A 22,108-nucleotide genomic window follows, 5' to 3' on the forward strand; every position below is an offset into this window, starting at 1 on the left:
AACGCGAGCGAGGAATGAGGATGAGCCGCCTCTCGACCATGCTGCGCACGCAGCGCTTCGACGATTACCGCTTCTATCACCAGAGCACGGTCAACCAGACGCTGCATCTCCTCAGCGCCGTGATCTTTCTCGGCTGCTACGCACTGCTGTTCAGGGACCCTGCCCTCGCCGGGCTGGTCGGCTGGCTCGCGATGCTGACGCGGCAGACCGGACATTTCTTCTTCGAGCCGAACGGCTATGATTCCGTCAACGACGTCAGCAACGATTACAAGGAAGCGGTCAAGGTCGGCTACAACCAGACCCGCAAGATCATCCTGCTGCTGGTGTGGGGCAGCGCGCCGGTCGCGCTATACGCGTTCCCTTCCCTGTTCGGGCTGTTCGATCCGCCGGTCTCGCGTCTCGATTTCGTCCGTCACGTCGGCACGCTCTGGCTTGCGATCGGCGTCAGTGGCGGTCTTGCCCGCATGCTCCAGCTGTTCGCCACGCGTGACGTCGCCACCGGCCTCGTCTGGGTGTTCAAGGTGCTGACCGATCCCTTCCACAACATCGCGCTGTACTGGAATTCACCGCTGAAGCTGCTGCGCGGCGAGCTGATCGACAGCTCGATTGCGACTGCCGATTGGGGCCGCGACGACGCCGAGGAAGCGCCGCATCTGACCTGAGCGATGCACGCGAGGGCTGTGTCTTGCAAAACACCCGCTTGACAAACCCTGCCATTCGGCTGTACGGACGCGCCCCATGATCAACCGGACCAACCAGCGCACCGAAATGCTCCGCCGTCGCTCCCGCGACGACGAGAGGGTGCGCCATGTCCGACGACGCCGCTGAACCACTGAATTCAGCCCAAGTTTTCGAGAAGGCCGCACCCGCAAGGTGCGGCCTTTCTGCTTTTTGCGCCCCTTTTCCACCCGCCTCCAGAGGAGTTCGACATGACGACGCATCCGTACGACGCGCTGATGGACATCACCGCACGGCCGAAGGCCGTGTTCGTCCGCGGCGCGGGCTCCTACCTCTGGGACGACAGCCGCAAGCGCTATCTCGACTTCGTGCAGGGCTGGGCCGTCAACTGTCTCGGCCACTCTCCGCCGACGGTCGCCGACGCGCTTGGCGCGCAGGCCAAGCGGCTGCTGACGCCGAGCCCGGCCTTCTACAACGAGCCGAGCCTGAAGCTGGCCGAGGCGCTGGTCGCAAACAGCGCATTCGACCAGGTGTTCTTTGCCAACTCGGGTGCCGAAGCCAACGAGGGCGCGATCAAGCTCGCACGCAAGTATGGCAGCCTGCACAAGGGCGGCGCGTTCGAGATCATCAGCTTCGCAGGCGGCTTCCACGGCAGGACGCTGGCGACGATGTCGGCATCGGGCAAGAAGGCATTCGAGCCGCTGTTCGAGCCGAAGGTTGCAGGCTTCAAGAAGGCCAAGCTCAACGACATCGCCTCGGTCGAGGCGCTGATCAATGACAACACCGTCGCCGTGATGCTCGAGCCGATCCAGGGCGAGTCCGGCGTGTGGCCCGCGACCGATGCGTTCCTGCAAGAACTGCGCGCGCTCACCGAGGCGCACGGCCTCTTGCTCATCTTCGACGAGATCCAGACCGGCATGGGCCGGACCGGAAAGCTCTTCCATTACGAGCACGCAGGCGTTGCGCCCGACATCATGACGCTCGGCAAGGGCATCGGCGGCGGCGTCCCGCTCGCGGCCCTGCTCGCAACCGAACGCGCCTCCTGCTTCGAGCACGGCGACCAGGGCGGCACGTTCAACGGCAACCCGATCATGTGCGCGGCGGGCCTCGCGGTGCTCGAGGAGGTCACGAAGCCGGGCTTCCTGAAACAGGTCGTCGAGACCGGCCTGCTGCTCGAAAGCGAGCTGCAGAAGGTCTCGGCCCGGCACGGGCTCGGCGGCGTGCGGGGACGCGGCCTGTTGCTCGCGCTCGACCTCAAGCTGCCGATCGCGCCCGGCATCGTCGCGCAGGCTTTCGAAGCCGGCGTGCTGCTCAATGCCCCGCAGGTCGACACCCTGCGCTTCATGCCGGCGCTGAACGTCGCGAAGGCAGAGATCGCCGAGATGATCGATTGTCTCGACGGAATTTTGACCAGGGCCGGCGCGGCAAGACGCGTCGCGTAGAGACGGTCTCGTGCCCCGGACACAGCGCCGCGGCGTAGGGTGGGCAAAGCGAAGCGTGCCCACGTTTTCTTCACTATGAAGAGATCGTGGGCACGACGCTCCGCGCCTTTGCCCACCCTACGAGATCTCGACCGTAACGGCGCACTACGGCTTCAAGATCGACGCGCCCGTGGTCTTGCGGCTTTCCAGATCGATATGGGCCTTCGCGGCGTCCTTGAGGGCGTAGGCGTGGTTGATCGGTACGTGCAGCTTGCCGTTGATGACGGCGGCGAACAGCGTGTCGGCGCCTTCCAGCAGCTCCTTGCGCGTGCCGATATAGTCGTTGAGCTTCGGCCGCGTCGCGAACAGCGAGCCGTGATTGTTGAGCTCGGCGATCGAGAACGGCGGCACGGGACCCGAGGCGTTGCCGAAGGAGACGAACATGCCGCGCGGCTTCAGGCAGGACAGCGAGCCCGGGAAGGTCGCTTTGCCGACGCCGTCATAGACGACGTCGCAGCCTTCGTTGCGGCTGATCTGCTTGACGCGCGCGACGAAGTCTTCCTCGTTGTAGAGGATGACGTGGTCGCAGCCATTGGCCTCCGCAAGCTCGGCCTTCTCGCGCGAGCCGACCGTGCCGATGACGTGCGCCCCGAGCGCCCTCGCCCATTGGCAGGCCAAGAGACCGATGCCGCCGGCGGCGGCATGGATCAGCACGCGGTGATGCGGCTCGACCTTGAAGGTCTTGTGCAGGAGATACCAGACCGTCAGCCCCTTCAGCATCAGCACGGCGCCCTGCTCGTGCGTGATGTGGTCGGGCAGCTTGACCAGCCTTTCCCAGGGGATGTTGCGTTCGCCGGTATACGCGCCGAGATTGTGGTAGTAGGCGACGCGGTCGCCGGGATGGAAATTGGTCACGCCGGGCCCGACCGCGACGACCTCGCCCGAAGCCTCGTTGCCGGCAATGAAGGGCAGCCCCGGCGCCTTGTAGAGCCCGGTGCGATAATAGACGTCGATGAAGTTCAGGCCGACCGCATGCTGGCGAATGCGCACCTCGCCGGGACCGGGCGCCGGCACGTCGACGCTCTCGTAGACCAGGGCCTCGGGGCCCCCGACCTTGTGCACACGGACCGCTTTGGTCATCACCTGACCTCCTCTTCTTCGAGGCTGAGCGAAAGACATCACGCCCGCCTTGTCAACTCGATGGGTGCTGGAACGGCTAGGCGGACGGCTTGCCGGTTTTCCTGCGGTTGCGCTTCGCCAAAACGTTGAAGAATTCCACCGCTGCCGAGAACGCAATGGCGAAATAGATGTAGCCGCGCGGAATGTGGAATTTGAATCCGTCCGCGACCAGCGCGACGCCGATCAGCACCAGGAAGGCCAGTGCCAGCATCTTCGTGGTCGGGTGCTCCGCGACGAAGCGCGACACCGGCCCTGACGAAATGTACATGATCAGGCAGGCGATCACGACCGCCGCGATCATGATCTCGATATCCTGCGCCATGCCGATCGCGGTGATGATCGAGTCCAGCGAGAACACGATGTCGATGACGATGATCTGGACGATCACCCAGAAGAAGGCGCTGCCGCCGGATTTCCCACCGCCCTCGCCGTCATCCGCCTCGACCTCGGCATGGATCTCGTGGGTCGCCTTCGCGATCAGGAACAGGCCACCGCCGATCAGGATGAGGTCGCGCCAGGAGAAATCGTAGCCGGAAAACGAAAACACCGGAGCGGTCAGGCCGATCAGCCAGACCAGCAGGCTGAGCAGGACGATGCGGAAGATCAGCGCCAGCGCCAACCCGATCTGGCGGGCGCGGTACGCCTGCTTCTCCGGGATGCGCGAGACGATCACCGACAGGAAGATGACATTGTCGATGCCGAGCACGATTTCGAGCGCGGTCAGGGTGAGCAGCGCCGCCCAGGCTTCGGGGCTGGTCAGCAGATGCATCATGCGAACGACCGCACCAATCGGATCAAGGCGTCGCTGAAACTGATCCAGAGCGCGATGGCGCAGAGCACGATCGTGACGGCGGTGCCGACGCGAAAATCCATCTCCAGCACGTAAAGGCCGAGCACCGCCCAGACCGCGATCAGCGACATCGTCAGCCAGCGCAGCCGCACGACGCGGACCGGATGCAGCACGTGGAACGGCACGAAGGTCAGCACGACGAGCGCGGCCACCAGCAGCGTCGACCACAGCGGCGGCCAGTGCAGCAGGAACAGGTAGAACGCCGCCGCATTCCACAGCGCCGGGAAGCCGCGGAAATGATTGTCGTCCGCCTTCATGCGCAGATCGGCGAAATATAACGCGCTGGTGACGATGATGGCGATGCCGAGCAAGGGAGCCGCGACCGGCAGCAGCAAGCCGCTGGCCACGATCGCATAGGCCGGCACGAAGACATAGGTGACGAAATCGACCACGAGATCGAGCACGTCGCCCGACCAGTTCGGCTGCACGTTCTTGACGTCGAGCCGACGCGCGATCGGACCGTCGATCGCGTCGATGATCAGGGCGACGCCCAGCCATTGAAACATCGCCGCCCAGTGCTCGCGCACGGCCTCCAGCATCGCCAATAGCGCGATCGCCGCACCGAAAGCGGTGAAGATGTGCACCGAGAACGCCGCGGCGCGGATCGCGGGCGTGGGCTTCAGGGAATCCTCTTGGCTGTCCATGGCTCCTGCTATCAGAATGGGGCCGCTTTGCACATCCGCCATGGTGCCGCCCGGTCGTACAATCGATCATCACATCAGGCACGATCAGCGGGCTTGAATTTGCCGCCGGGCGTGTCATTTGTCGTTCCATGACAGAGGCATCGACACTCCATGACGCCGCCGTGATCGGCGGTGGACCGGCTGGGCTAGCGGCGGCGATCGCGTTGGCGCAGACCGGTGCCCGGGTCGCTCTGGTGGCGCGGCGCGTGCCCTATGCCGACAATCGCACCACCGCATTGTTGGGTGCTTCCGTCGACCTCCTGGAGACGCTCGACGTCTGGTCCCGCTGCAGGGACAAGGCGGCCGCGCTCGAAACCATGCGTCTCGTCGACGACACCGGCCGCCTGTTCCGCAGCCCCGAGGTCCGTTTCTCCTGCCACGAAATCGGGCTCGACGCCTTCGGCTATAACATCGACAACCGCTCGCTGATGCTGGCGCTGGAAGAGCGCGCGGCCGAGCTGCCCGGTCTCGTTCGTTTCGACGACGAGGCCGAAAGCGTCGTCATCGAGGCCGACGACGTCGCGGTGCGCACGGCCTCCGCACAGTTTCTCACGGCCCGCCTCGTGGTCGGCGCCGACGGTCGGCATTCGCTGTGCCGGGAGGCTGCCGGGATCGAGGTGACGCGGCGCGAGCTGACGCAGACCGCGCTGACCTTCAACGTCGGCCACACCAGGCCGCATCGCAACGTCTCGACCGAGTTCCACACGCCCCACGGGCCTTGTGTGTTCGTGCCTCTGCCCGGCGACCGCTCCAGCGTCGTGTGGGTCTCGGCCCCGACGGAGGCCGAACGGCTGCGGAGCCTTGATGATGCGGAGCTGTCTGCAGCGATCGAGAAGCAGTCGCATTCGATCCTTGGCCGCATGAGCGTGGAGCCCGGCCGCAACCTGTTCCCGCTGGCGATCGAACGTCCAAAATCCTTCGGCCGCGACCGTATCGCGCTGGTCGGCGAAGCCGCCCATGTGGTTCCCCCGATCGGCGCCCAGGGCCTCAATCTCGGCCTGCGCGATGCCGCCGATATCGCCCGCCTCGCGGGCGAAGCCGTCGCTGCCGGCGAGGATCCCGGCGCGGATGCGGTGCTCAAGCGCTACGACCGCGCCCGGCGCCCGGACATTCTGAGCCGGACGTTTGCGATCGACATCGCCAACCGTTCCCTGCTCAACGACTTCCTGCCGCTGCAGCCGGTCCGCGCCGTCGGCATGCACCTGCTCGGCGCCATCGGCCCGCTCCGCCGCTTTGCGATGCGCGAGGGCCTGACGCCGACCTGGCGACGGTAACGTCTCTCACGGAAACGCTAGCCGTCCCGTCTGGATCGCCCACATGACGCTGGTCAGCGTGACCACCGACGCAAACGTCCCGAGCAGCACCGCCACGGAGGCGGACTCGATCCAGGCATCGTTCTGCCGGGCGATCACGAACACGTTCAGCGCCGGCGGCAGCGAGGCCATCAGCACGGCGGTCGCGGCCCAGGGCTGTGCGAACGGCCCGAACGCCAGCATCAGGCCGAACGCCGCGAGCGGATGGAACAGCAGCTTCACCGCGATCACGCCGGGGACTTCCCAGGGCACGCGGTCGAACGGCCGCAGCGCCACGGTCACGCCGAGCACGAACAGAGCAGTCGGGGCCGCCGCATTCTGCAGGAAGGTAATGGTGCGATCGAGCGCGACAGGCATCTCGATGTGCAGCGAAGCGAAGGCCGCGCCAAAGCAGGCCGACATGATCAGCGGGTTGAGCACGATCTGCTTCACCACGACGCCGAAGGCGTGCACGATCGAGGGATGGTCGCGGTCGGACAGCTCGATCAAGAGCGGCACGATCGTGAACAGGAAGATGCTGTCGCAGCAGAAGATCAGCGCGGTCGGTGCCGCAGCCTTGGTCCCGAGCACGGCGAGCGCCAGCCCGGGCCCCATGTAACCGATATTGCCGTAGCCGCCGGAGAGACCTGCGAGCGTGGCCTCGCGCAATGTCAGCCGGCCAAAGACCTTGCCCACGACCAACGCCAGGGTGAACGCGGCGACGGTGGACAGCGTGGTCGCCACCAGGAATGGCGGGTTGTTCAATTCCGAGAACGGCGTCTTGGACATGATCGCAAACAGCAGCGCCGGCAGCGACACGTAGAGCAGGAAGAAGTTCATCCAGGCGAGGCCTGATTCCGGCAGCGATTTGACCTTGCCGCAGGCAAACCCGACGAAGATTAAGCCGAAATAAGGTAGCGCCAGATTGAGGATATCGACCATTGATGAAGCGTTTTCTGAAGATTTGGGGGCTATCTGCCCCTGACGTGAACGTCAATTCCAAATGAGGCCACTAGCATCGGCCACAATCCTGGTCTATCGACGGGGAATGATTAAAGCGCGGACCGCCAAATTCCAGATCGGACAGGTCGTACGCCATCGGATCTTCTCGTTCCGGGGCGTGATCTTCGACATTGATCCGGAATTCAACAACACCGAAGAGTGGTGGCTGTCGATCCCCGAGGAGGTCCGGCCCCACAAGGACCAGCCGTTCTACCACCTGCTCGCGGAGAACGCGGAGTCCGAGTACGTCGCCTATGTTTCCGAGCAGAATCTGCTGCCCGACGAGTCCGGTGAACCGATCCGGCATTCCCAGGTGGCCGAGATCTTCATCAAGAACAAGGATGGCGGCTATCGCCCGCGCAATCCCTCGCTGAACTGACATTCGTCGCCGGCCAACGGCCAGCAAAAAAGGCGCTCGAAACGAGCGCCTTTTTCATGTCCGGAGCCTGACTCCGATTACTTCTGGCCTGCCGGAGCGGCGCCCGGGGCACCACCGCCCTGCTCGAGCTTCTTGCGCTGCTCGTCGGCCTTCTTCTGAAGCTCTTCCTGGAGCTTCTTCTGGTTTTCCTCGAACACCTTCGGATCGGTCGGCGGACCGTCATAGGCCTTCTGGAATTCACCGGCGAGCGGCAGCGGCAGGGTCAGCGGCGCGCCGTTGGCGTTGATCGCCTGGACAACGAGATTCTGGCCCTTCTTCATGCTGTTGATGAGCTCGGGCGTCGCCTCATAGTCCGACATGCAGCCGTTCTGGAAGCAGATCACATAGGGCTGCTGCAGCGGCGCGTTGCTGTCCACGATGATGCGGGTGCCGTGCACGAGCTGCATGCCGAGCGGCAGCGTCACGCGCAGGATCTTCTTGGGCTCGCCTTCCGGCTCGATGATGACGGCGGCGATGACCGGCTGGCCCGATTCGATGCGGCCGTCCTTGCCGGTGAAGCAGACCTGCTTGGCGTTGGCGTCCTGGCCCTTGAGGCAGAACTTGGTCCAGGGGGCATAGATCAGCTGGATCTGCTGGTCGGCCGGCTGGGCTGCGCCCTGCTGCGCCGGAGCGCCTGCAGCGGGAGCCTGCTGGGCGGGGGCCTGAGCGGCCGGCGCCGGAGCCTTGGGGGCCGCCTTGGGGGCCGCCTTCGGGGCCGGAGCCGCCTTGGGCGCGCCGGGGGCCGGTGCCGGGGTTTGGGCCTCGGCGGCAAACGGGACGGCCAACGCCGTCGCCGTCAACAAGGCGAGAAGTCGCCCGCGCGGCCGGACGGACGCGGCCAAGTAACGGAAATTCATTGCGGAAAACCCTTTCTGAACGGGAAGTGCCCGAACCGCTCCGAAGCGCCGAACCTGGCCGCCTTGGGCGCGGCTCTCTCCCCGTCAATTGAGGCGGATAAGTGACGGGCTCGACGCTCTTGCGCGATTGCGTGCCTTCTTAGCGTGGCCGACGAAAAGATCAATGCCGACAAGCGCCTTTGGCCCCGTCCGCAGCTGAGCCCGGGGAAATTCCCTGTGATAGGATTCAAGACGAGCCGGTCCTCGAATCAACGTGTGCTGATGTTCATGTTCCAACGCCGCTTCGAGGGCCCCGGTGTCCGCGTTCGCGTCTTGGCCTCGTTGGCCTCGGCCCTTGTCCTGGCACTCGGCGGCGGAGTGTCGACAGGCGCCGCACGGGCCGAGGAGGCCCATGCCATCGCCATGCACGGCAGGCCGGCGATGCCGGCCGATTTCACCCACATGCCCTACGCCAACCCCGAAGCCCCCAAGGGCGGCCGCCTGACCTGGGGTGTTCTCGGCACGTTCGACAGCCTCAATCCCTTCATCGTCAAGGGACTGGCCGTGCAGCAGATGCGGGGCTACGTGATCGAGAGCCTGCTCGCGCGCGGCAACGACGAGCCGTTCACGCTCTACGGCCTGCTCGCCAGGAGCGTCGAAACCGACGACGAGCGGAGCTTCGTCACATTCCGCCTCGATCCGCACGCCCGCTTCTCCGACGGCAAGCCGGTCACGGCCGAGGACGTGCTGTTCTCCTGCCAGCTGCTGCGCGACCACGGCAGGCCGAACCACCGCCAGTACTACGCCAAGGTCGCCAAGGCCGAGGCACCCGATCCCCTCACGGTCCGCTTCGACCTCGCAGGCGCCAATGACCGCGAGCTGCCGCTGATCCTCGGCCTGATGCCGATCCTGCCGAAGCATGCCGTCGACGTCGCGACCTTCGAGGAGACGACGCTGGCGAGCCCGGTCGGCTCCGGTCCCTACCGCGTCACGGCCGTGAAGCCCGGGGCCAGCGTGACGCTGACCCGCAATCCCGACTATTGGGGCCGCGACCTGCCCATCAACCGCGGGCTCTACAATTTCGACGAGATCAGGCTCGACTATTTTCGCGAGGCCAACGGCCAGTTCGAAGCCTTCAAGCGCGGCCTCTACGATTTCCGCGTCGAGCACGAGCCGCTGCGCTGGCATGACGGCTACGATTTTCCGGCCGCCAAAAGCGGCGAGGTGATCCGCGATACCGTCAAGCCGGGCATGCCACAGCCATCCGAATTCCTGGTGTTCAACACGCGACGTCCTGTCTTCGCCGACATCCGCGTGCGCCAGGCGCTGACGCTGCTGTTCGATTTCGAGCTGGTCAACCGCAGCTATTTCTTCGGGCTCTATGCGCGCGTTGCCGGCTATTTCGCCGGCTCCGACCTGTCGGCCTATGGCAAGCCGGCGGACGCGCGCGAACGCGAGCTGCTGAAACCGTTCGCTGCCCAGATTCCAGCCGACGTCATGGACGGCAGCTACCGCCTTCCCGTGACCGACGGATCGGGACGCGACCGCACCACGCTGCGCGCGGCGCTGAAGCTGCTGTCCGAGGCCGGCTACGATCTCGACGGCACGGTGCTGCGCAACCGCGCGACCAAGGCGCCCTTCACGTTCGAGATCATGGTCACGACCCGCGACCAGGAGCGTATCGCGCTCGCGTTCCAGCGCGACCTCAAGCGCGCCGGCATCGAGCCGAGCGTGCGGTCGGTCGATCCCGTGCAGTTCGACCAGCGCCGGCTCGCATTCGAATTCGACATGATCCAGAACCGCTGGGACCAGTCGCTCTCGCCCGGCAACGAGCAATCTTTCTATTGGGGCAGCGCTGCCGCGGAGAATCCCGGAACCCGCAACTACATGGGCGCTAAAGATCCGGCGGTCGACGCCATGATCGCCGCGCTGCTCGAAGCCCGTGAACATACGGATTTCGTCTCGTCGGTGCGGGCGCTCGACCGCGCCTTGATCGCGGGCTTCTACACAATCCCCCTGTTTAACGTATCGGAGCAATGGATCGCGCGCTGGAATCGGATAGAACGACCCAAGGCCACCTCCCTCTCCGGCTATTTGCCGGAGACCTGGTGGTCGAAGGGGCAGCCTCCAGCGATTCCAGCGAAGTGACGCCGTGAACCAGCCAGCCGTATCACCGACGCTCGACACGTTGTTTCAGCGCACGCTGATGCGGCAGCCGCACGCGCCTGCCCTGCTCGACCCCCTCAACAAGGCCCGCGTGACCGGGCATCAGCCGCGACGGATGACCTATGCCGAGGCCGACACGGCCATCGAGGCGCTGTCGGCCTATTTCGTCGAAGCCGGCCTGCCGGCCAATTCCGTCATCGCGATCCAATTGCCGGCCACGGTCGAGTTCGTGCTCACCGTGCTCGCCGCCCATCGCGCCGGCCTCGTCGTCGCAGTGCTGCCGCTGCTGTGGCGACACGCGGAGCTGACTGCCGCGCTCAACCGCACCGCGGCGCGCGCCATCGTCACCATGAGCACGGTCGACGGCGTCAGCTATGCCGATCTCGCGATGCACGCCGCCGCCGAAGCGTTCTCGATCCGTCACGTCTGCGGCTTCGGCACCGACCTGCCCGAAGGCATGGCTTCGCTCGACGAGGTGCTGGCCCGCCCGCCCGGCCTGACGCGTGCGGTGATCCAGGACGGCCGCAAGGCCGCGATGATCTCCTTCGACGTCACGGCGGAAGGCTTTCGCCCGGTGCCGCGGCCGCATTTCAGCCTGATCGCCGGCGGTCTTGCGATGTCGCTGGAAGCCGACATCAGGCAGGGCGCGACATTGATGGCCGCGCTCGCGCCGATGTCGTTCGCCGGCCTCGCCTCCTCGCTCGCGGTGTGGCTGCTCTCCGGCGGCGCGCTGGCGCTGCATCATCCCTTCGACAACGATGTGCTGGAGCAGCAGATCAACGAGCATGAATGCGAGGTGCTGATCGCGCCGGCGCAGCTCGCCCTGCGCCTCGGCGATGCCGACCTGGCGGCGCGGATGCCGTCTTTGCGCAACGTCATCGGCCTGTGGCGCGCACCCGAGCAGGTGGCGGCGAGCGATGCCTGGATCGCCCCGCATGCGCCATTGACCGACGTCTATCTGTTCGGCGAGGCCGGCCTGTTCGGCGCCCGCCGCGGCGAGGACGGCATGCCGGTGCCGGTCATGCCCGGGCCGCACGGCGCCCCGCGCGAGCAGGCGGGCTCGTCCATTGCCGGCGAAATCCTGCTGACACCGAAGGGCACGCTCGGCCTCCGCGGCGCGATGGTGCCGATCGCGGCCTATGCCCCGCCGCAGCCGGTCGGCGACACCCTGACGGCGCAGCCGCCGCGCGACTATGTCGACACCGGCTATGCCGCACGGCTCGACCGTCCGAGCGGGGCGATCTGCATCACCGCACCACCCTCCGGCATCATGGCCGTCGGCGGCTATCGCTTCCTCTCCAACGATCTCCAGGAATGGGCCCGCCGGCTCGGCCAGGGTGCCCTGCTCACCGCGCTGCCCGACCGGCTGTCCGGCCACAGGCTGGCGGGGCGTGCCCAGGACAATGCCCGGGCCCGCGAGGCGCTCAGCGAGCTCGGGCTTAACCCCCTGATGGTCGAGGCTTTTCGCGACCGCTCCGGCCAGGTCTAGACGCAGTTTCGCCACCTCCGTTGACGCTGCATTAAGGCGGCCAAACTAGATTGCGCGGCATCTGTCGCGTGATCAGAGTTTGTCGAATGTCCCAGGCGGGCCCGATCCTGTTTGTGTCCAATGCCGAGCGGCCGCCTTTCATTGCGGCGCTGGACGAAGCCCGGCTGTTTCCCGTCGTCGACACCGACTGGGCCAGTGCCGCGCGCGCGGTCGAGCAGGTCCAGCCGGCCGTGGTTCTCGCCCAGATGTCCGGCGGGCACGAGCCGCATATCGCGCCGCTCGCAAGGAAGATCGCCGACCAATCGCCTTACCTGCCCTTCGTGACCGTGGATGCGGCGGGCACGCTGCCCCACAACGCCCTGCCCTTCTCCTCGCGCGGCGGCAATCCCGAACGGCTGATCGCACGGCTTCGCGCCGCGCTGCGCGTGCGCACGCTCCATGCCACGGTGCTGCGCCGGCTGCCTGAAGTGAAGGTCGCATTGCCCCAAGGCGATCCCGCACGCGATGCCACCGTGCTCCTGATCGGCCGCGGCGCGGCCTATCCCGCACTCTCCGTCGCACTGGGTGAACGTGTCGGCGTGGTCGGCGCGCTTTCGATCGAGGCTGCCGCGAAACACCTCAACACCCGCGACCTCGACGGCGTCGTCCTCGCCGAGGGGTTTACCGCGCGCGTCACCGATGCCTTTCTCACCGTGCTCGCCGAGGACACCCGCTTCCGCAGCCTGCCCGTGGTGGTCACCGCGCACCAGCTGACGCAGACTTACGACCTGCCCAATCTCGAGCTGATCCCGGGCGAGCCAGCCAGGGTCGCGGCCAATGCGCTGCCCCTGATCCGCCAGCACGCCATGGAAGCCCAATTGAGCCGCACGCTGCGCTCGATCGATGCCGGCGGCTGGCTCGATCCGCGCAGCGGCCTTCTGACGGTCGAAGCTTTCGCCCGCGATTTTGCCAAGGCGGTCGAGCAGGCCCTCGCCCGCGGCGGCGGTCTGTCGGTCGCGCGCTTCGCCTTCGACCCCGGCAATTCCCGCGCCCAGCTCGATGCCGCGCGCATCCTCAGCCGCCTGATGCGGCAGATGGATTTCGGCGCGGCGCAGAAGGACGGCTCGGTCATCGTCGTGTTCGCGGAAACCGACTTCCGCACCGCGCACATGATCGCGCGGCGCTTATCGTCCGTGATGCGCCACACCTCGAACGGCAAGCACGAGATGCGCAGCGAACCCGTGGTCAGCGTGGACTCGCTGTCGCCGTCGGATACGGCAAGGTCGCTGCTGGCCCGGCTGTCGGCGGACGGGACGCGGGCGGCGTCGTAGCAACCGCAGCTGTCGCGCCTCAACCGCTCAGACCATCATGAGCTTGATCTGGCCATCTTCGACAATCCCCATCGCGAGAGCGTCGCGCGCCATCTTCTCGACGGCCGGCCAGTTCGTCAGAAGGTATCTCTGCGCCTGCACCTTGGTCGGGAAATTTGTTTGAAGAATACAGCGCTGCCGCGTGTTCCCGTTCGCGATCTGGAAGGACACCGCCTGAGGGCCCTCCCGAAGCTCTTGCTCGGTGGGCTGGGGAAGTTTGCGCATGCTGCTCTTTCTCGCGGCTCAGCGAACCGGTAAGGCGACCCCGGACGCTGGATCGGCACGAGCCGCCCCGGCCGCGATCTTCCTGGCTTTCGATCTTCGCTCTGACTCGGACCTCGGTTGCGTATTGCAGACCGCTTCTGTCAGCATCAGGCGGAGCTCTGCCTTGGTCTTGGGTGCTTGCCGCGTGGTCGACTTCTGCCAATTGGTCATGAAATCTATATGGGTATCTTCGCGCGAAACGCCACTGTTGGCATTCGCGATCAGGCGGTCACAGGTGCAAAAAACCCGCGGCCGGTGAACGGTCGCGGGCCAAGAGATCCGAAGCTCTGCCAGTACATCCGTGGTCAAAGCAACGTCATGTCGATTGCGACAGCCTATGCGGCGCGCAGATCTTCAGCAGCAGACTTGCCGGTCCGGCGGTCTGCAACGATTTCGAATGAAACCTTCTGCCCTTCGTTCAGAGTATTCATGCCGGCGCGTTCAACGGCGCTGATGTGAACGAACACATCCTGGCTGCCCTGGTCGGGCTGAATGAATCCGAAACCCTTTTGGCTGTTAAACCACTTCACAGTTCCCGTCGTCATGGGGTCGTCCTTTAAGATAGATAAGCGTTTGACCGCGCTGAAAAGCGCGTTCGGTGTCGTCGAGATCTGGAGGGAGGGTCGTCAGTCAGGCGCGCTTGTGAGCGGCGAGGCCAAGTCGTTCGGCCGAAACTCGATAAAATGAATATGGCTCCTGCTCAATCATTTCGCAAGTGGCCATATGTCATTATTTTCGAATCCAGAGGCGACGCAACCATTCAAGCTGCATCGCCTCTGCAAAATGGCGCTCACGCCGCCTTCTTGCTCTCCGCGAGCTGCGCCAGTTGGCGCATGATCTCCGTCGTGCCGGCGAGACGCTCTTCCGGCGTCTCCCAATCCTGCAGGAACACCACCTTCATGTCGGGACGTACCTTGGCGGCCTGGCCATAGCTGCGGATGAAGGTGACGAGGCGATCGGGATAGGCGAAGGAATTGTCGCGGAAGACGATGACGGCGCCCTTCGGGCCGGCATCGATCTTCTCGACATTGGCCCGGCGGCAGAACGCCTTGATCGCGGCGACCTTGAACAGATAGCGCACCTCGTCCGGCAGCACGCCGAAGCGGTCGCGCATCTCGGCGCCGAAGTTCTCGATCTCCTCCTCGGTGTCGAGATCGGCGAGCCGCCGGTACAGCGACAGCCGGACCGAGAGGTCGCCGACATAGTCTTCCGGAATGAGCACGGGCATGCCGATCGTGATCGACGGCGACCAGCGGTCGGCGGCGGGCTCGGAGACGCCGGCCTTGAGGTTGACGATCGCCTCCTCCAGCATCGATTGGTACAGCTCGAAGCCGACCTCCTTGATGTGGCCCGACTGCTCCTCGCCGAGCAGATTGCCGGCGCCGCGGATGTCGAGGTCGTGGGAAGCGAGCTGGAAGCCTGCTCCCAGCGTCTCCAGCGATTGCAGCACAGTGAGCCGGCGCTCGGCCTGCGCGGTGATCTTCTGCTGCGCCGGCAGCGTGAACAGCGCATAGGCCCTGAGCTTGGAGCGGCCGACGCGGCCGCGGAGCTGGTAGAGCTGCGCAAGGCCGAACATATCGGCGCGATGCACGATCAGCGTGTTGGCGTTGGGGATGTCGAGGCCGGATTCGACGATGGTGGTCGACAAAAGGATGTCGAACTTGCCGTCGTAGAACGCGGTCATGATGTCCTCGATCACCGCGGGCGGCATCTGCCCGTGCGCGACCGCGACCTTCATCTCCGGCACGTTCTTGTCAAGGAAATCCTTGACCTCGGCGAGATCGTCGATGCGCGGCACAACGTAGAACGCCTGGCCGCCGCGATAGCGCTCGCGCAGGAGCGCCTCGCGGATCATCAGGGGATCGTGCGGGGCGACGAAGGTACGGACCGCGAGACGGTCGACCGGGGGCGATGCGATGATAGATAGCTCGCGGACGCCGGTGAGCGCCAGCTGCAGCGTGCGCGGAATCGGCGTTGCCGACAGCGTCAGCACGTGCACCTCGGAGCGAAGCGCCTTCAGTCGCTCCTTGTGAGTGACGCCGAAATGCTGCTCCTCGTCGACGATGACGAGGCCGAGGTCGCGGAACTTGATCGCCTTGCCGAGCAGGGCATGGGTGCCGACGACGATGTCGACCGAACCGTCGGCGATGCCCTTCTTGACCAAATTGAGCTCCTTGGCCGCGATCAGGCGCGAGGCCTGCGCCACGTTCACCGGAAAGCCCTTGAAGCGCTCGGTGAAGGTTCTCGCATGCTGACGTGCCAGCAGCGTGGTCGGCACCACGACCGCAACCTGTTTGCCTTCGAGCGCGACGGCAAACGCGGCGCGCAAGGCCACCTCCGTCTTGCCAAAACCGACATCGCCGCAGATCAGCCGGTCCATGGGACGGCCGAGTTCGAGGTCCTTCAACGTGGATTCGATAGCCCCCAGCTGATCCTCGGTCTCGTCATAGGGGAAGCGTGCACAGAACTCATCGTAGAGGCCCGGCTGCACCAGGAGCTTCGGCGCCTCATGCAGATGGCGCGCGGCAGCAATCTTGATCAATTCCCCCGCGATCTCGCGGATACGGTTCTTGAGTTTCGCCTTGCGGGTCTGCCAGCCGCCGCCGCCGAGACGGTCGAGCTCGACCGTGGTCTGGTCGGAGCCGTAGCGCGACAGCAGCTCGATGTTCTCGACGGGCAGGAACAGCTTTGTCTCGGCGGCATAGTGCAATTCGAGACAGTCGTGCGGCGCGCCGGCGACGTCGAGGGTCTGCAGGCCGATGAAGCGGCCGATGCCGTGATCGACGTGGACAACGATGTCGCCGGCGGCAAGGCTCGTCACTTCCGAGATGAAATTGTCGAGCTTGCGGCTCGCCTTGCGCGGCCGCACCAGGCGGTCGCCCAAGATGTCCTGCTCGCTGATCACAGCGATCTCGTCGGTCTCGAAGCCGCTTTCGAGGCCGAGCACTGCGAGCATGGTCTCGTTGCGCGGGGTTGCCTGCACCGTGCGCCAGGAGTTGACGCTGGTGGTGTGCGCGAGCTTGTGGTCGCGCAGCATCGAAGTCATGCGGTCGCGCGAGCCTTCGCTCCAGAGCGCAATCACGACCTTCTTGCGGCTCGCGTGCAGCGCCATCACGTGGCTGACCACGGACTCGAACACGTTGACCGTGGTGTCGTTGCGTTCCGGCGCGAAGTCGCGGCCCTTGCGCGCGCCGGCGTCGACGACGCTCGTCCCGTCGGCAGGGACCGAGAATTGCGTCAGCCGCACCAGCGGCATGTCGCTCTCTCGCTTGGTCCACTCCTCGTCGGTCAGATAAAGCCGGTCCGGTGGCAGCGGCTTGTAGATCGCGCCGCCGGCATGATGCTCCATCGCCTCGCGGCGGGCCTCGTAATAATCGAGGATCTGCTTGAAGCGTTCGCGGACGGCGTCCTCGGCCTGCGGCTCGATGGCGACGGCCGCGCCTTGCAGATAGTCGAACAGCGTCTCCATCCGGTCCTGGAACAGCGGCAGCCAGTGCTCCATGCCGGGATGGCGGCGGCCTTCGCTGACCGCTTCGTACAGCGCGTCGTCCCGCTCGGGCGCGCCGAACTCGGCGACATAGCCCATGCGGAAGCGCCTGATGGTGTCGGTGACGAGCTGGAATTCGGAGACCGGCACGAGATCGAGCGCGCGCATGTCGAGCAGCGTGCGCTGGGTCTCGGCGTCGAAGGTGCGGATCGACTCCAGGCTGTCGCCGAAGAAGTCGAAGCGGACGGGCTGGTCGAGGCCGGCCGGAAACAGGTCGAGGATGCCGCCGCGCACGGCGTATTCGCCGGGCTCGCGCACGGTCGAGGAGCGGTTGTAGCCGTTGTGCTCGAGCCAGGCGACGATGGTGTCCATCGGCACGACGTTGCCGGGCGCGACCGACAGCGCCTGCGCCGCCACAAGCTCGCGCGCAGGCACGCGCTGCACCACGGCATTGACCGTGGTCAGCACGATCAGCGGCTTGTCGCTGCCGGTGAGCGGGGCGAGCCGCGCCAGCGTGGTCAGGCGCTGGGCCAGGATGCCGCCATGCGGCGAGACGCGATCATAGGGCTGGCAGTCCCAGGCCGGGAACGTCAGCACCGGCAGATCGGGCGCGAAGAATTGCAGCGCGCGTTCGAGCTGCTGCATCCGCGGCCCGTCGCGGCAGACCACGGCAAGGCTGACCGCCGGCTTCTTCGGCCGCGCCGCGATGGCGCGCGCCAGATCGGAGATGACGAGGCCTTCGGCGCCTTCCGCGACATTGGCAAGCGTCACCGCGCGGCCGCGCGTGAGCAGCTCGGCCGGCGACTTCAAACCCGGTTTCATAGATCGCCGTCCGTGATCGGGAATGCCTTGATCCGGGCGAACAGCGCGCCGGCAATCTCGGCCGGCAGCACCTTGTCGCCGGTGATGGCGGCGTAGAGATCGGGATCGTTGACCTCGAGCAGCGTCTCCAGCTGGGTCAGCTCGTCGTCCGACAAATTGCCGATCTCGGCATCCGCAAAGCGGCCGAGGATCAGGTCCATCTCGCGCGTGCCGCGATGCCAGCAGCGGAACAGAAGCCGCTTGCGGCGGTCGTCCAGGCCGTCGCTCGATCGTGTCGTTCCCGTCATGTCTCAAATCCAGTCAAACGCCGAAAGCCCGGACGTGCCGGGCGGGGGTGATATAGCCACTCGGACCGGTCGTGTCAGCCCACGATTTGGCAGGCCTGCCGCCCGCGTGGGACGAGGAAAAAAGCCGTGGATGCCCGGCACAAAGCCGGGCATGACGGGTCGAAACGATCCTAGATTCGCCCTCATGCGCCCCAGCCTGCTCAATCCGCTGTTTGCTCCCGTGACCAGCCTGCCCGGCGTCGGTCCGAAGCAGGACAAGCTGCTGCAATATCTGCTCAGCCGGAGCGAGACGCCGCGGCTGGTCGATCTCTTGCTGCATCTGCCGAGCCAGGTCATCGACCGCCGCGCCCGGCCCAAGATCCGCGACGCCGCCCAGGGAACCATGGTGACGCTGGAAGTCACCGTCGACCGTCACCGCCCGCCCCCGCCCCGCAACGCCCGCGCGCCGTATCTCGTCTATGCCAGCGACGACACCGGCGACGTGGTGCTGACCTTCTTCCGTGCCAAGCCCGGCTATGTCGAGAAGCTGCTGCCGGTCGGCGAGAAGCGTTTCGTCTCCGGCACGCTGCAGATGTATGACGGCATCCCGCAGATCGTGCATCCCGACCGCGTGCTGGACGAGGAGGCGATCTCGAAGCTCTCCGGCATCGACCCCGTCTATCCGCTCACGGAAGGCCTTGCGCTCGGCTCGCTGCGGCGCGCGATCGCACAAGCGCTGCTGAAGCTGCCGGCCCTGCCGGAATGGATCAGCCCGGAGGTGATGCGCCGCTGCAATTTCCCGCCGGTCGCGGAGGCGCTCAATCGCGTGCACCAGCCCGTCGAGCTGACGGACATCCTGCCCGACCGGCCGTTCTGGTCCCGCCTCGCCTTCGACGAGCTTCTGGCCGGCCAGCTCGCACTCGGCCTGATCCGCGCCCAATTGCGCCGTCCCGCCGGCGTCCGCAACGCCGGCGACGGGCACCTCCGCAGCAAGATCATCGACGCCCTGCCCTATGCATTGACGCTTTCCCAGCGCGAGGCGGCCGCAGCGATCGCGAACGATCTCCAGCAGCCGGTGCGCATGCTCCGCCTGCTCCAGGGCGACGTCGGCTCCGGCAAGACCGTGGTCGCCCTGCTGGCTGCCGCGGCTGTGACCGAAGTCGGCAAGCAGGCCGCACTGATGGCCCCGACCGAAATCCTGGCGCGCCAGCACATCAAGACCATCGCCCCACTTGCGGAGCGCGCGGGGATGCGAGTCGCGATCCTCACCGGCCGCGAGAAGGGCAAGGAGCGGCGCGAGATCATCACGCAACTTGCCGCCGGCGAGATCGACCTGCTCGTCGGCACCCACGCGCTGATCCAGGACGACGTCATCTTCCACGACCTCGCGCTTGCCATCGTCGACGAGCAGCACCGCTTCGGCGTCCGCGAGCGCCTCGCGCTGACGTCCAAGGGCGAGGCTGTGGACGTGCTGGTGCTCAGCGCCACGCCAATTCCCCGCACGCTCGTGCTGACCTATTTCGGCGACATGGACATCTCCGAGCTGCGCGAAAAGCCAGCGGGCCGCCAGCCGATCGACACCCGCGCCGTCGCCATGAGCCGGCTCGGCGAGGTCATGGACGGCGTCGGCCGCGCGCTGGAGTCCGGCAAGCTGGTGTACTGGATCTGCCCGTTGGTGGACGAGTCCGAAGCCGAGGGCACCGAGCATCTCACCAACGCGACCAAGCGTTTCGAGAGCCTGCAGAAGCGCTTCGGCGACCGTGTCGGCCTCGTCCACGGCCAGATGAAGGGCACCGAGAAGGACCGCGTGATGGGCCAGTTCGCCGCGCACGAGATCGGGCTCCTCGTTGCGACCACCGTGGTCGAGGTCGGCGTCGACGTGCCGGCCGCCACCATCATGGTGATCGAAAATGCCGAACGCTTCGGCCTTGCCCAGCTGCACCAGCTGCGCGGCCGCATCGGACGCGGCTCGGAAGCCTCGACCTGCATCCTGCTGTACTCGGAGCCGCTCGGCGAAATGTCGAAGGCCCGGCTGAAGGTGATCCGCGAGACCACCGACGGTTTTCGGATCGCCGAGGAAGATCTGAAGCTGCGCGGCGAAGGCGACGTGCTCGGAGTGCGCCAGAGCGGCCTGCCCGGCTACCGCATCGCGCGTTCGGAAGTCCACGGCCAGCTCATCACCCAGGCCAGAGACGAGGCGCTTCGGATCCTCAAGGAGGATCCGAAGCTGAAGGGCGAGCGCGGCGAGGCGCTGCGGTGCCTTTTGTATCTCTATGAGCGGGACGAGGCGATCCCGCTGATCGGCGCGGGTTAGGTCGCAGCCCTCCGCCGCCCGACCTCGTAGGCCGCCACATGCGCGCGGGCGAGGTCCAGCAGCGGCGTGTCGATGCCGAGCGCACGGGCGCGATTGGCCATATCGCCCAGGATATGCTCAGCCTCAGTGATCGAACCACGTTCGATATCGCGCAGCATCGAGGCCTTCAGCGGCGAGTCCAGCGTGGTGAACAGTTTTCGATCGAACTCGATGAACGGCGCGCGTGGCTCGAAACCCGAGGCCGTTGCAATGGCGCAGCATTCCGCAAAGAGGCGGAAGATCGACTGCTCACCGTTCGGCACGGCCAGGATGTCGCCGATGCTCGCGCGCATCAGGCAGGTGATCCCGGCAAGCGTCGAGAGCTGCACGAACTTTTCCCACATGTCCTGCATGATCGCTTCGCTGGCGCGCACGTCGATCCCGGGGACATGCAGCAGCGTCTCCAGCGCGAGCACGCGCTCGCTCAGTGCGCCCTCGATCTCGCCGAAGACGATGGTTTGATTGGCCATGAACTGAACGACACGGCCATTGGCATCAAGCCCGGCACTGACGTTCGCGAGGCCGCCGAGGACGCGCGCGGCGCCGAACCTCGCCGTCAGGGCATCGATATGCTTTAGCCCGTTGAGGATCGGCAGGATCACCGTATCGGGGCCAACGGCCGGCGCAAACTGGTTCATGGCATCGTCGAGCGAGTAGGATTTCACGCCGACGAGCACGACGTCGAACGCCTCCTTCAAATCATGCGCCAGAAGGATTTTGGGCTGCACGGCAAAGTCGCCATGTGGACTCACGACCTGCAATCCGGTCCGGCGCAGCTGCTCGGCCCGCTTCTCGCGCACCAGGAAGGTCACATCACGCCCGGCCCGGACCATGCGAGCTCCGTAATAACCGCCAAGCGCGCCCGCACCGATCACCAACACTCTCATTCGAACTCCGACTGCAAAGCAACTGCGTCCGCAGGAGCAATAGCAGATGGAGTTCGCGACGTCTCCTCCCCGTCATTGCGGATGGAGCCGATCCCAGAACTCACCCTTTCGCCGCGGCTGACTTTATGAAAACCTTGCGATCATGCGCCGGATCATCGTCGTTGGCTCCCAGGGAAGCGGAAAGACGAGCCTCGCGCTCGCTCTCGGGCGAAAGCTCGATTTGCCTGTGGTGCACCTCGACGTGCTCTATTGGCGGCCGGGCTGGAAGCCCTCGGACAAGCCGAGCTTTCGCGCGCGCGTCACCGAGGCGATCGCGGGCGAGGCATGGATCGTTGACGGCAGCTTCTCGGGGCTTGCGTTCGATCTCACCATCGCGCGCGCCGATCTTCTCGTCGTCATCGATCGTCCCCGCTGGGTCTGCCAGTGGCGCATCCTCTGGCGCTCGGCGTTCGACCGCGACACGGCCCGGCCCGATCTGCCGGAGGGATGTCCGGAACAGTTCGACTGGAAGCTGATGAAGGAAGCCTGGCGCTACAACACCGAGCGCGTGCCCGCCATCGAGACCGAGCGCCTGCAATTCGGCCCCGGCGTCCCGGTCGTGCGCCTGCGACGCGACCGGGACATTCAGGGCTTCGTGGACTCGGTTTCCGTGAACGGCGAGTGAGG

At 65.9% G+C, this 22,108-nt stretch carries 19 protein-coding genes; 9 read left to right on the top strand and 10 right to left on the bottom strand.

Annotation, left to right across the window (positions count from 1 at the left end):
• Positions 1-20 precede the first annotated feature (20 nt).
• Complete coding sequence (locus CO669_RS23220) at positions 21-662, top strand: hypothetical protein (protein WP_198964216.1); 642 nt, start codon at positions 21-23, stop codon at positions 660-662.
• A 267-nt stretch (positions 663-929) separates the two neighbouring features.
• Positions 930-2,120, top strand: coding sequence for an acetylornithine transaminase (locus CO669_RS23225; RefSeq protein WP_097662263.1), 1,191 nt, complete (start codon positions 930-932; stop codon positions 2,118-2,120).
• 144 nt (positions 2,121-2,264) lie between these two features.
• Here the strand turns inward: CO669_RS23225 and CO669_RS23230 are convergent, their stop codons facing one another.
• From CO669_RS23230 to pcsA, 3 genes are all read right to left on the bottom strand, one after another.
• Complete coding sequence (locus tag CO669_RS23230) at positions 2,265-3,239, bottom strand: quinone oxidoreductase family protein (RefSeq protein WP_097662264.1); 975 nt, start codon at positions 3,237-3,239, stop codon at positions 2,265-2,267.
• Positions 3,240-3,315: 76 nt separating this feature from the next.
• Positions 3,316-4,050 carry a TerC family protein gene (locus CO669_RS23235; protein WP_097662265.1) on the bottom strand — a complete coding sequence of 245 codons (735 nt, stop codon included), beginning with the start codon at positions 4,048-4,050 and terminating at the stop codon, positions 3,316-3,318.
• On the bottom strand, positions 4,047-4,814 hold the full coding sequence (pcsA, locus tag CO669_RS23240) for a phosphatidylcholine synthase (RefSeq protein WP_097662266.1): 768 nt from the start codon (positions 4,812-4,814) through the stop codon (positions 4,047-4,049). Before pcsA ends, CO669_RS23235 begins: the two co-directional genes overlap by 4 nt.
• Positions 4,815-4,900: 86 nt before the next feature.
• On the opposite strand from pcsA, the gene CO669_RS23245 reads away from it, so the two are divergent.
• A complete protein-coding gene (locus tag CO669_RS23245; protein ID WP_097662267.1) occupies positions 4,901-6,085 on the top strand; it encodes a UbiH/UbiF family hydroxylase in 1,185 nt (394 codons plus the stop codon).
• 6 nt (positions 6,086-6,091) lie between these two features.
• Here CO669_RS23245 and CO669_RS23250 read toward each other — a convergent pair whose 3' ends face one another.
• Positions 6,092-7,045, bottom strand: coding sequence for an AEC family transporter (locus tag CO669_RS23250; RefSeq protein WP_097662268.1), 954 nt, complete (start codon positions 7,043-7,045; stop codon positions 6,092-6,094).
• A gap of 106 nt (positions 7,046-7,151) precedes the next feature.
• Here CO669_RS23250 and hspQ point away from each other — a divergent pair, with 106 nt between their 5' ends.
• Positions 7,152-7,484 carry a heat shock protein HspQ gene (hspQ, locus tag CO669_RS23255; protein WP_018317973.1) on the top strand — a complete coding sequence of 111 codons (333 nt, stop codon included), beginning with the start codon at positions 7,152-7,154 and terminating at the stop codon, positions 7,482-7,484.
• Between the two features lie 77 nt (positions 7,485-7,561).
• Here the strand turns inward: hspQ and CO669_RS23260 are convergent, their stop codons facing one another.
• Complete coding sequence (locus CO669_RS23260) at positions 7,562-8,380, bottom strand: invasion associated locus B family protein (RefSeq protein WP_097662269.1); 819 nt, start codon at positions 8,378-8,380, stop codon at positions 7,562-7,564.
• Between the two features lie 261 nt (positions 8,381-8,641).
• Here CO669_RS23260 and CO669_RS23265 point away from each other — a divergent pair, with 261 nt between their 5' ends.
• The 3 genes from CO669_RS23265 to CO669_RS23275 all read left to right on the top strand — a co-directional run bounded on the left by CO669_RS23265 (position 8,642) and on the right by CO669_RS23275 (position 13,324).
• The gene (locus tag CO669_RS23265; protein ID WP_198964217.1) at positions 8,642-10,507 is read left to right on the top strand and encodes an extracellular solute-binding protein; all 1,866 of its coding nucleotides are present in this window, start codon (positions 8,642-8,644) and stop codon (positions 10,505-10,507) included.
• Between the two features lie 4 nt (positions 10,508-10,511).
• On the top strand, positions 10,512-12,014 hold the full coding sequence (locus CO669_RS23270) for a class I adenylate-forming enzyme family protein (protein WP_097662270.1): 1,503 nt from the start codon (positions 10,512-10,514) through the stop codon (positions 12,012-12,014).
• Positions 12,015-12,100: 86 nt separating this feature from the next.
• On the top strand, positions 12,101-13,324 hold the full coding sequence (locus tag CO669_RS23275) for a hypothetical protein (RefSeq protein ID WP_097662271.1): 1,224 nt from the start codon (positions 12,101-12,103) through the stop codon (positions 13,322-13,324).
• Between the two features lie 27 nt (positions 13,325-13,351).
• Here CO669_RS23275 and CO669_RS23280 read toward each other — a convergent pair whose 3' ends face one another.
• From CO669_RS23280 to CO669_RS23300, 4 genes are all read right to left on the bottom strand, one after another.
• Entirely contained in the window at positions 13,352-13,588 is a 237-nt protein-coding gene (locus CO669_RS23280; RefSeq protein ID WP_097662272.1) for a hypothetical protein, read from the bottom strand.
• Between the two features lie 374 nt (positions 13,589-13,962).
• Positions 13,963-14,172, bottom strand: a complete 210-nt coding sequence (locus CO669_RS23290) for a cold-shock protein (protein ID WP_028144554.1) — start codon at positions 14,170-14,172, stop codon at positions 13,963-13,965.
• 245 nt (positions 14,173-14,417) lie between these two features.
• Complete coding sequence (gene mfd, locus CO669_RS23295) at positions 14,418-17,936, bottom strand: transcription-repair coupling factor (protein WP_097662275.1); 3,519 nt, start codon at positions 17,934-17,936, stop codon at positions 14,418-14,420.
• The gene (locus CO669_RS23300; RefSeq protein WP_097662276.1) at positions 17,933-18,223 is read right to left on the bottom strand and encodes an FAD assembly factor SdhE; all 291 of its coding nucleotides are present in this window, start codon (positions 18,221-18,223) and stop codon (positions 17,933-17,935) included. The genes mfd and CO669_RS23300 overlap by 4 nt, the downstream gene beginning before the upstream one ends.
• Before the next feature lie 184 nt (positions 18,224-18,407).
• Between CO669_RS23300 and recG the strand changes: the two genes are divergently transcribed.
• Positions 18,408-20,516: an ATP-dependent DNA helicase RecG gene (gene recG, locus CO669_RS23305; RefSeq protein ID WP_097662277.1), complete on the top strand. Its 2,109-nt coding sequence runs from the start codon at positions 18,408-18,410 to the stop codon at positions 20,514-20,516.
• Here the strand turns inward: recG and panE are convergent.
• Positions 20,513-21,442 carry a 2-dehydropantoate 2-reductase gene (panE, locus tag CO669_RS23310; RefSeq protein WP_097662278.1) on the bottom strand — a complete coding sequence of 310 codons (930 nt, stop codon included), beginning with the start codon at positions 21,440-21,442 and terminating at the stop codon, positions 20,513-20,515. The genes recG and panE overlap by 4 nt on opposite strands.
• 142 nt (positions 21,443-21,584) lie before the next feature.
• Here panE and CO669_RS23315 point away from each other — a divergent pair, with 142 nt between their 5' ends.
• Positions 21,585-22,106, top strand: a complete 522-nt coding sequence (locus tag CO669_RS23315) for a P-loop NTPase family protein (RefSeq protein ID WP_097662279.1) — start codon at positions 21,585-21,587, stop codon at positions 22,104-22,106.
• Positions 22,107-22,108: the final 2 nt, after the last annotated feature.

It is taken from the genome of Bradyrhizobium sp. Y36, from assembly GCF_002531575.1.
GTDB lineage: Bacteria > Pseudomonadota > Alphaproteobacteria > Rhizobiales > Xanthobacteraceae > Bradyrhizobium.

Bases quoted from the DNA above. Each gene is read 5' to 3' on its own strand.
- CO669_RS23235 (WP_097662265.1), bottom strand. From the start codon at position 4,050: ATGATGCATCTGCTGACCAGCCCCGAAGCCTGGGCGGCGCTGCTCACC.
- pcsA (WP_097662266.1), bottom strand. From the start codon at position 4,814: ATGGCGGATGTGCAAAGCGGCCCCATTCTGATAGCAGGAGCCATGGAC.
- CO669_RS23225 (WP_097662263.1), top strand. From the start codon at position 930: ATGACGACGCATCCGTACGACGCGCTGATGGACATCACCGCACGGCCG.
- hspQ (WP_018317973.1), top strand. From the start codon at position 7,152: ATGATTAAAGCGCGGACCGCCAAATTCCAGATCGGACAGGTCGTACGC.
- CO669_RS23260 (WP_097662269.1), bottom strand. From the start codon at position 8,380: ATGAATTTCCGTTACTTGGCCGCGTCCGTCCGGCCGCGCGGGCGACTT.
- recG (WP_097662277.1), top strand. From the start codon at position 18,408: ATGCGCCCCAGCCTGCTCAATCCGCTGTTTGCTCCCGTGACCAGCCTG.
- mfd (WP_097662275.1), bottom strand. From the start codon at position 17,936: ATGAAACCGGGTTTGAAGTCGCCGGCCGAGCTGCTCACGCGCGGCCGC.
- CO669_RS23315 (WP_097662279.1), top strand. From the start codon at position 21,585: ATGCGCCGGATCATCGTCGTTGGCTCCCAGGGAAGCGGAAAGACGAGC.
- CO669_RS23230 (WP_097662264.1), bottom strand. From the start codon at position 3,239: ATGACCAAAGCGGTCCGTGTGCACAAGGTCGGGGGCCCCGAGGCCCTG.
- CO669_RS23280 (WP_097662272.1), bottom strand. From the start codon at position 13,588: ATGCGCAAACTTCCCCAGCCCACCGAGCAAGAGCTTCGGGAGGGCCCT.
- panE (WP_097662278.1), bottom strand. From the start codon at position 21,442: ATGAGAGTGTTGGTGATCGGTGCGGGCGCGCTTGGCGGTTATTACGGA.
- CO669_RS23245 (WP_097662267.1), top strand. From the start codon at position 4,901: ATGACAGAGGCATCGACACTCCATGACGCCGCCGTGATCGGCGGTGGA.
- CO669_RS23300 (WP_097662276.1), bottom strand. From the start codon at position 18,223: ATGACGGGAACGACACGATCGAGCGACGGCCTGGACGACCGCCGCAAG.
- CO669_RS23265 (WP_198964217.1), top strand. From the start codon at position 8,642: ATGTTCATGTTCCAACGCCGCTTCGAGGGCCCCGGTGTCCGCGTTCGC.
- CO669_RS23220 (WP_198964216.1), top strand. From the start codon at position 21: ATGAGCCGCCTCTCGACCATGCTGCGCACGCAGCGCTTCGACGATTAC.
- CO669_RS23275 (WP_097662271.1), top strand. From the start codon at position 12,101: ATGTCCCAGGCGGGCCCGATCCTGTTTGTGTCCAATGCCGAGCGGCCG.
- CO669_RS23250 (WP_097662268.1), bottom strand. From the start codon at position 7,045: ATGGTCGATATCCTCAATCTGGCGCTACCTTATTTCGGCTTAATCTTC.
- CO669_RS23290 (WP_028144554.1), bottom strand. From the start codon at position 14,172: ATGACGACGGGAACTGTGAAGTGGTTTAACAGCCAAAAGGGTTTCGGA.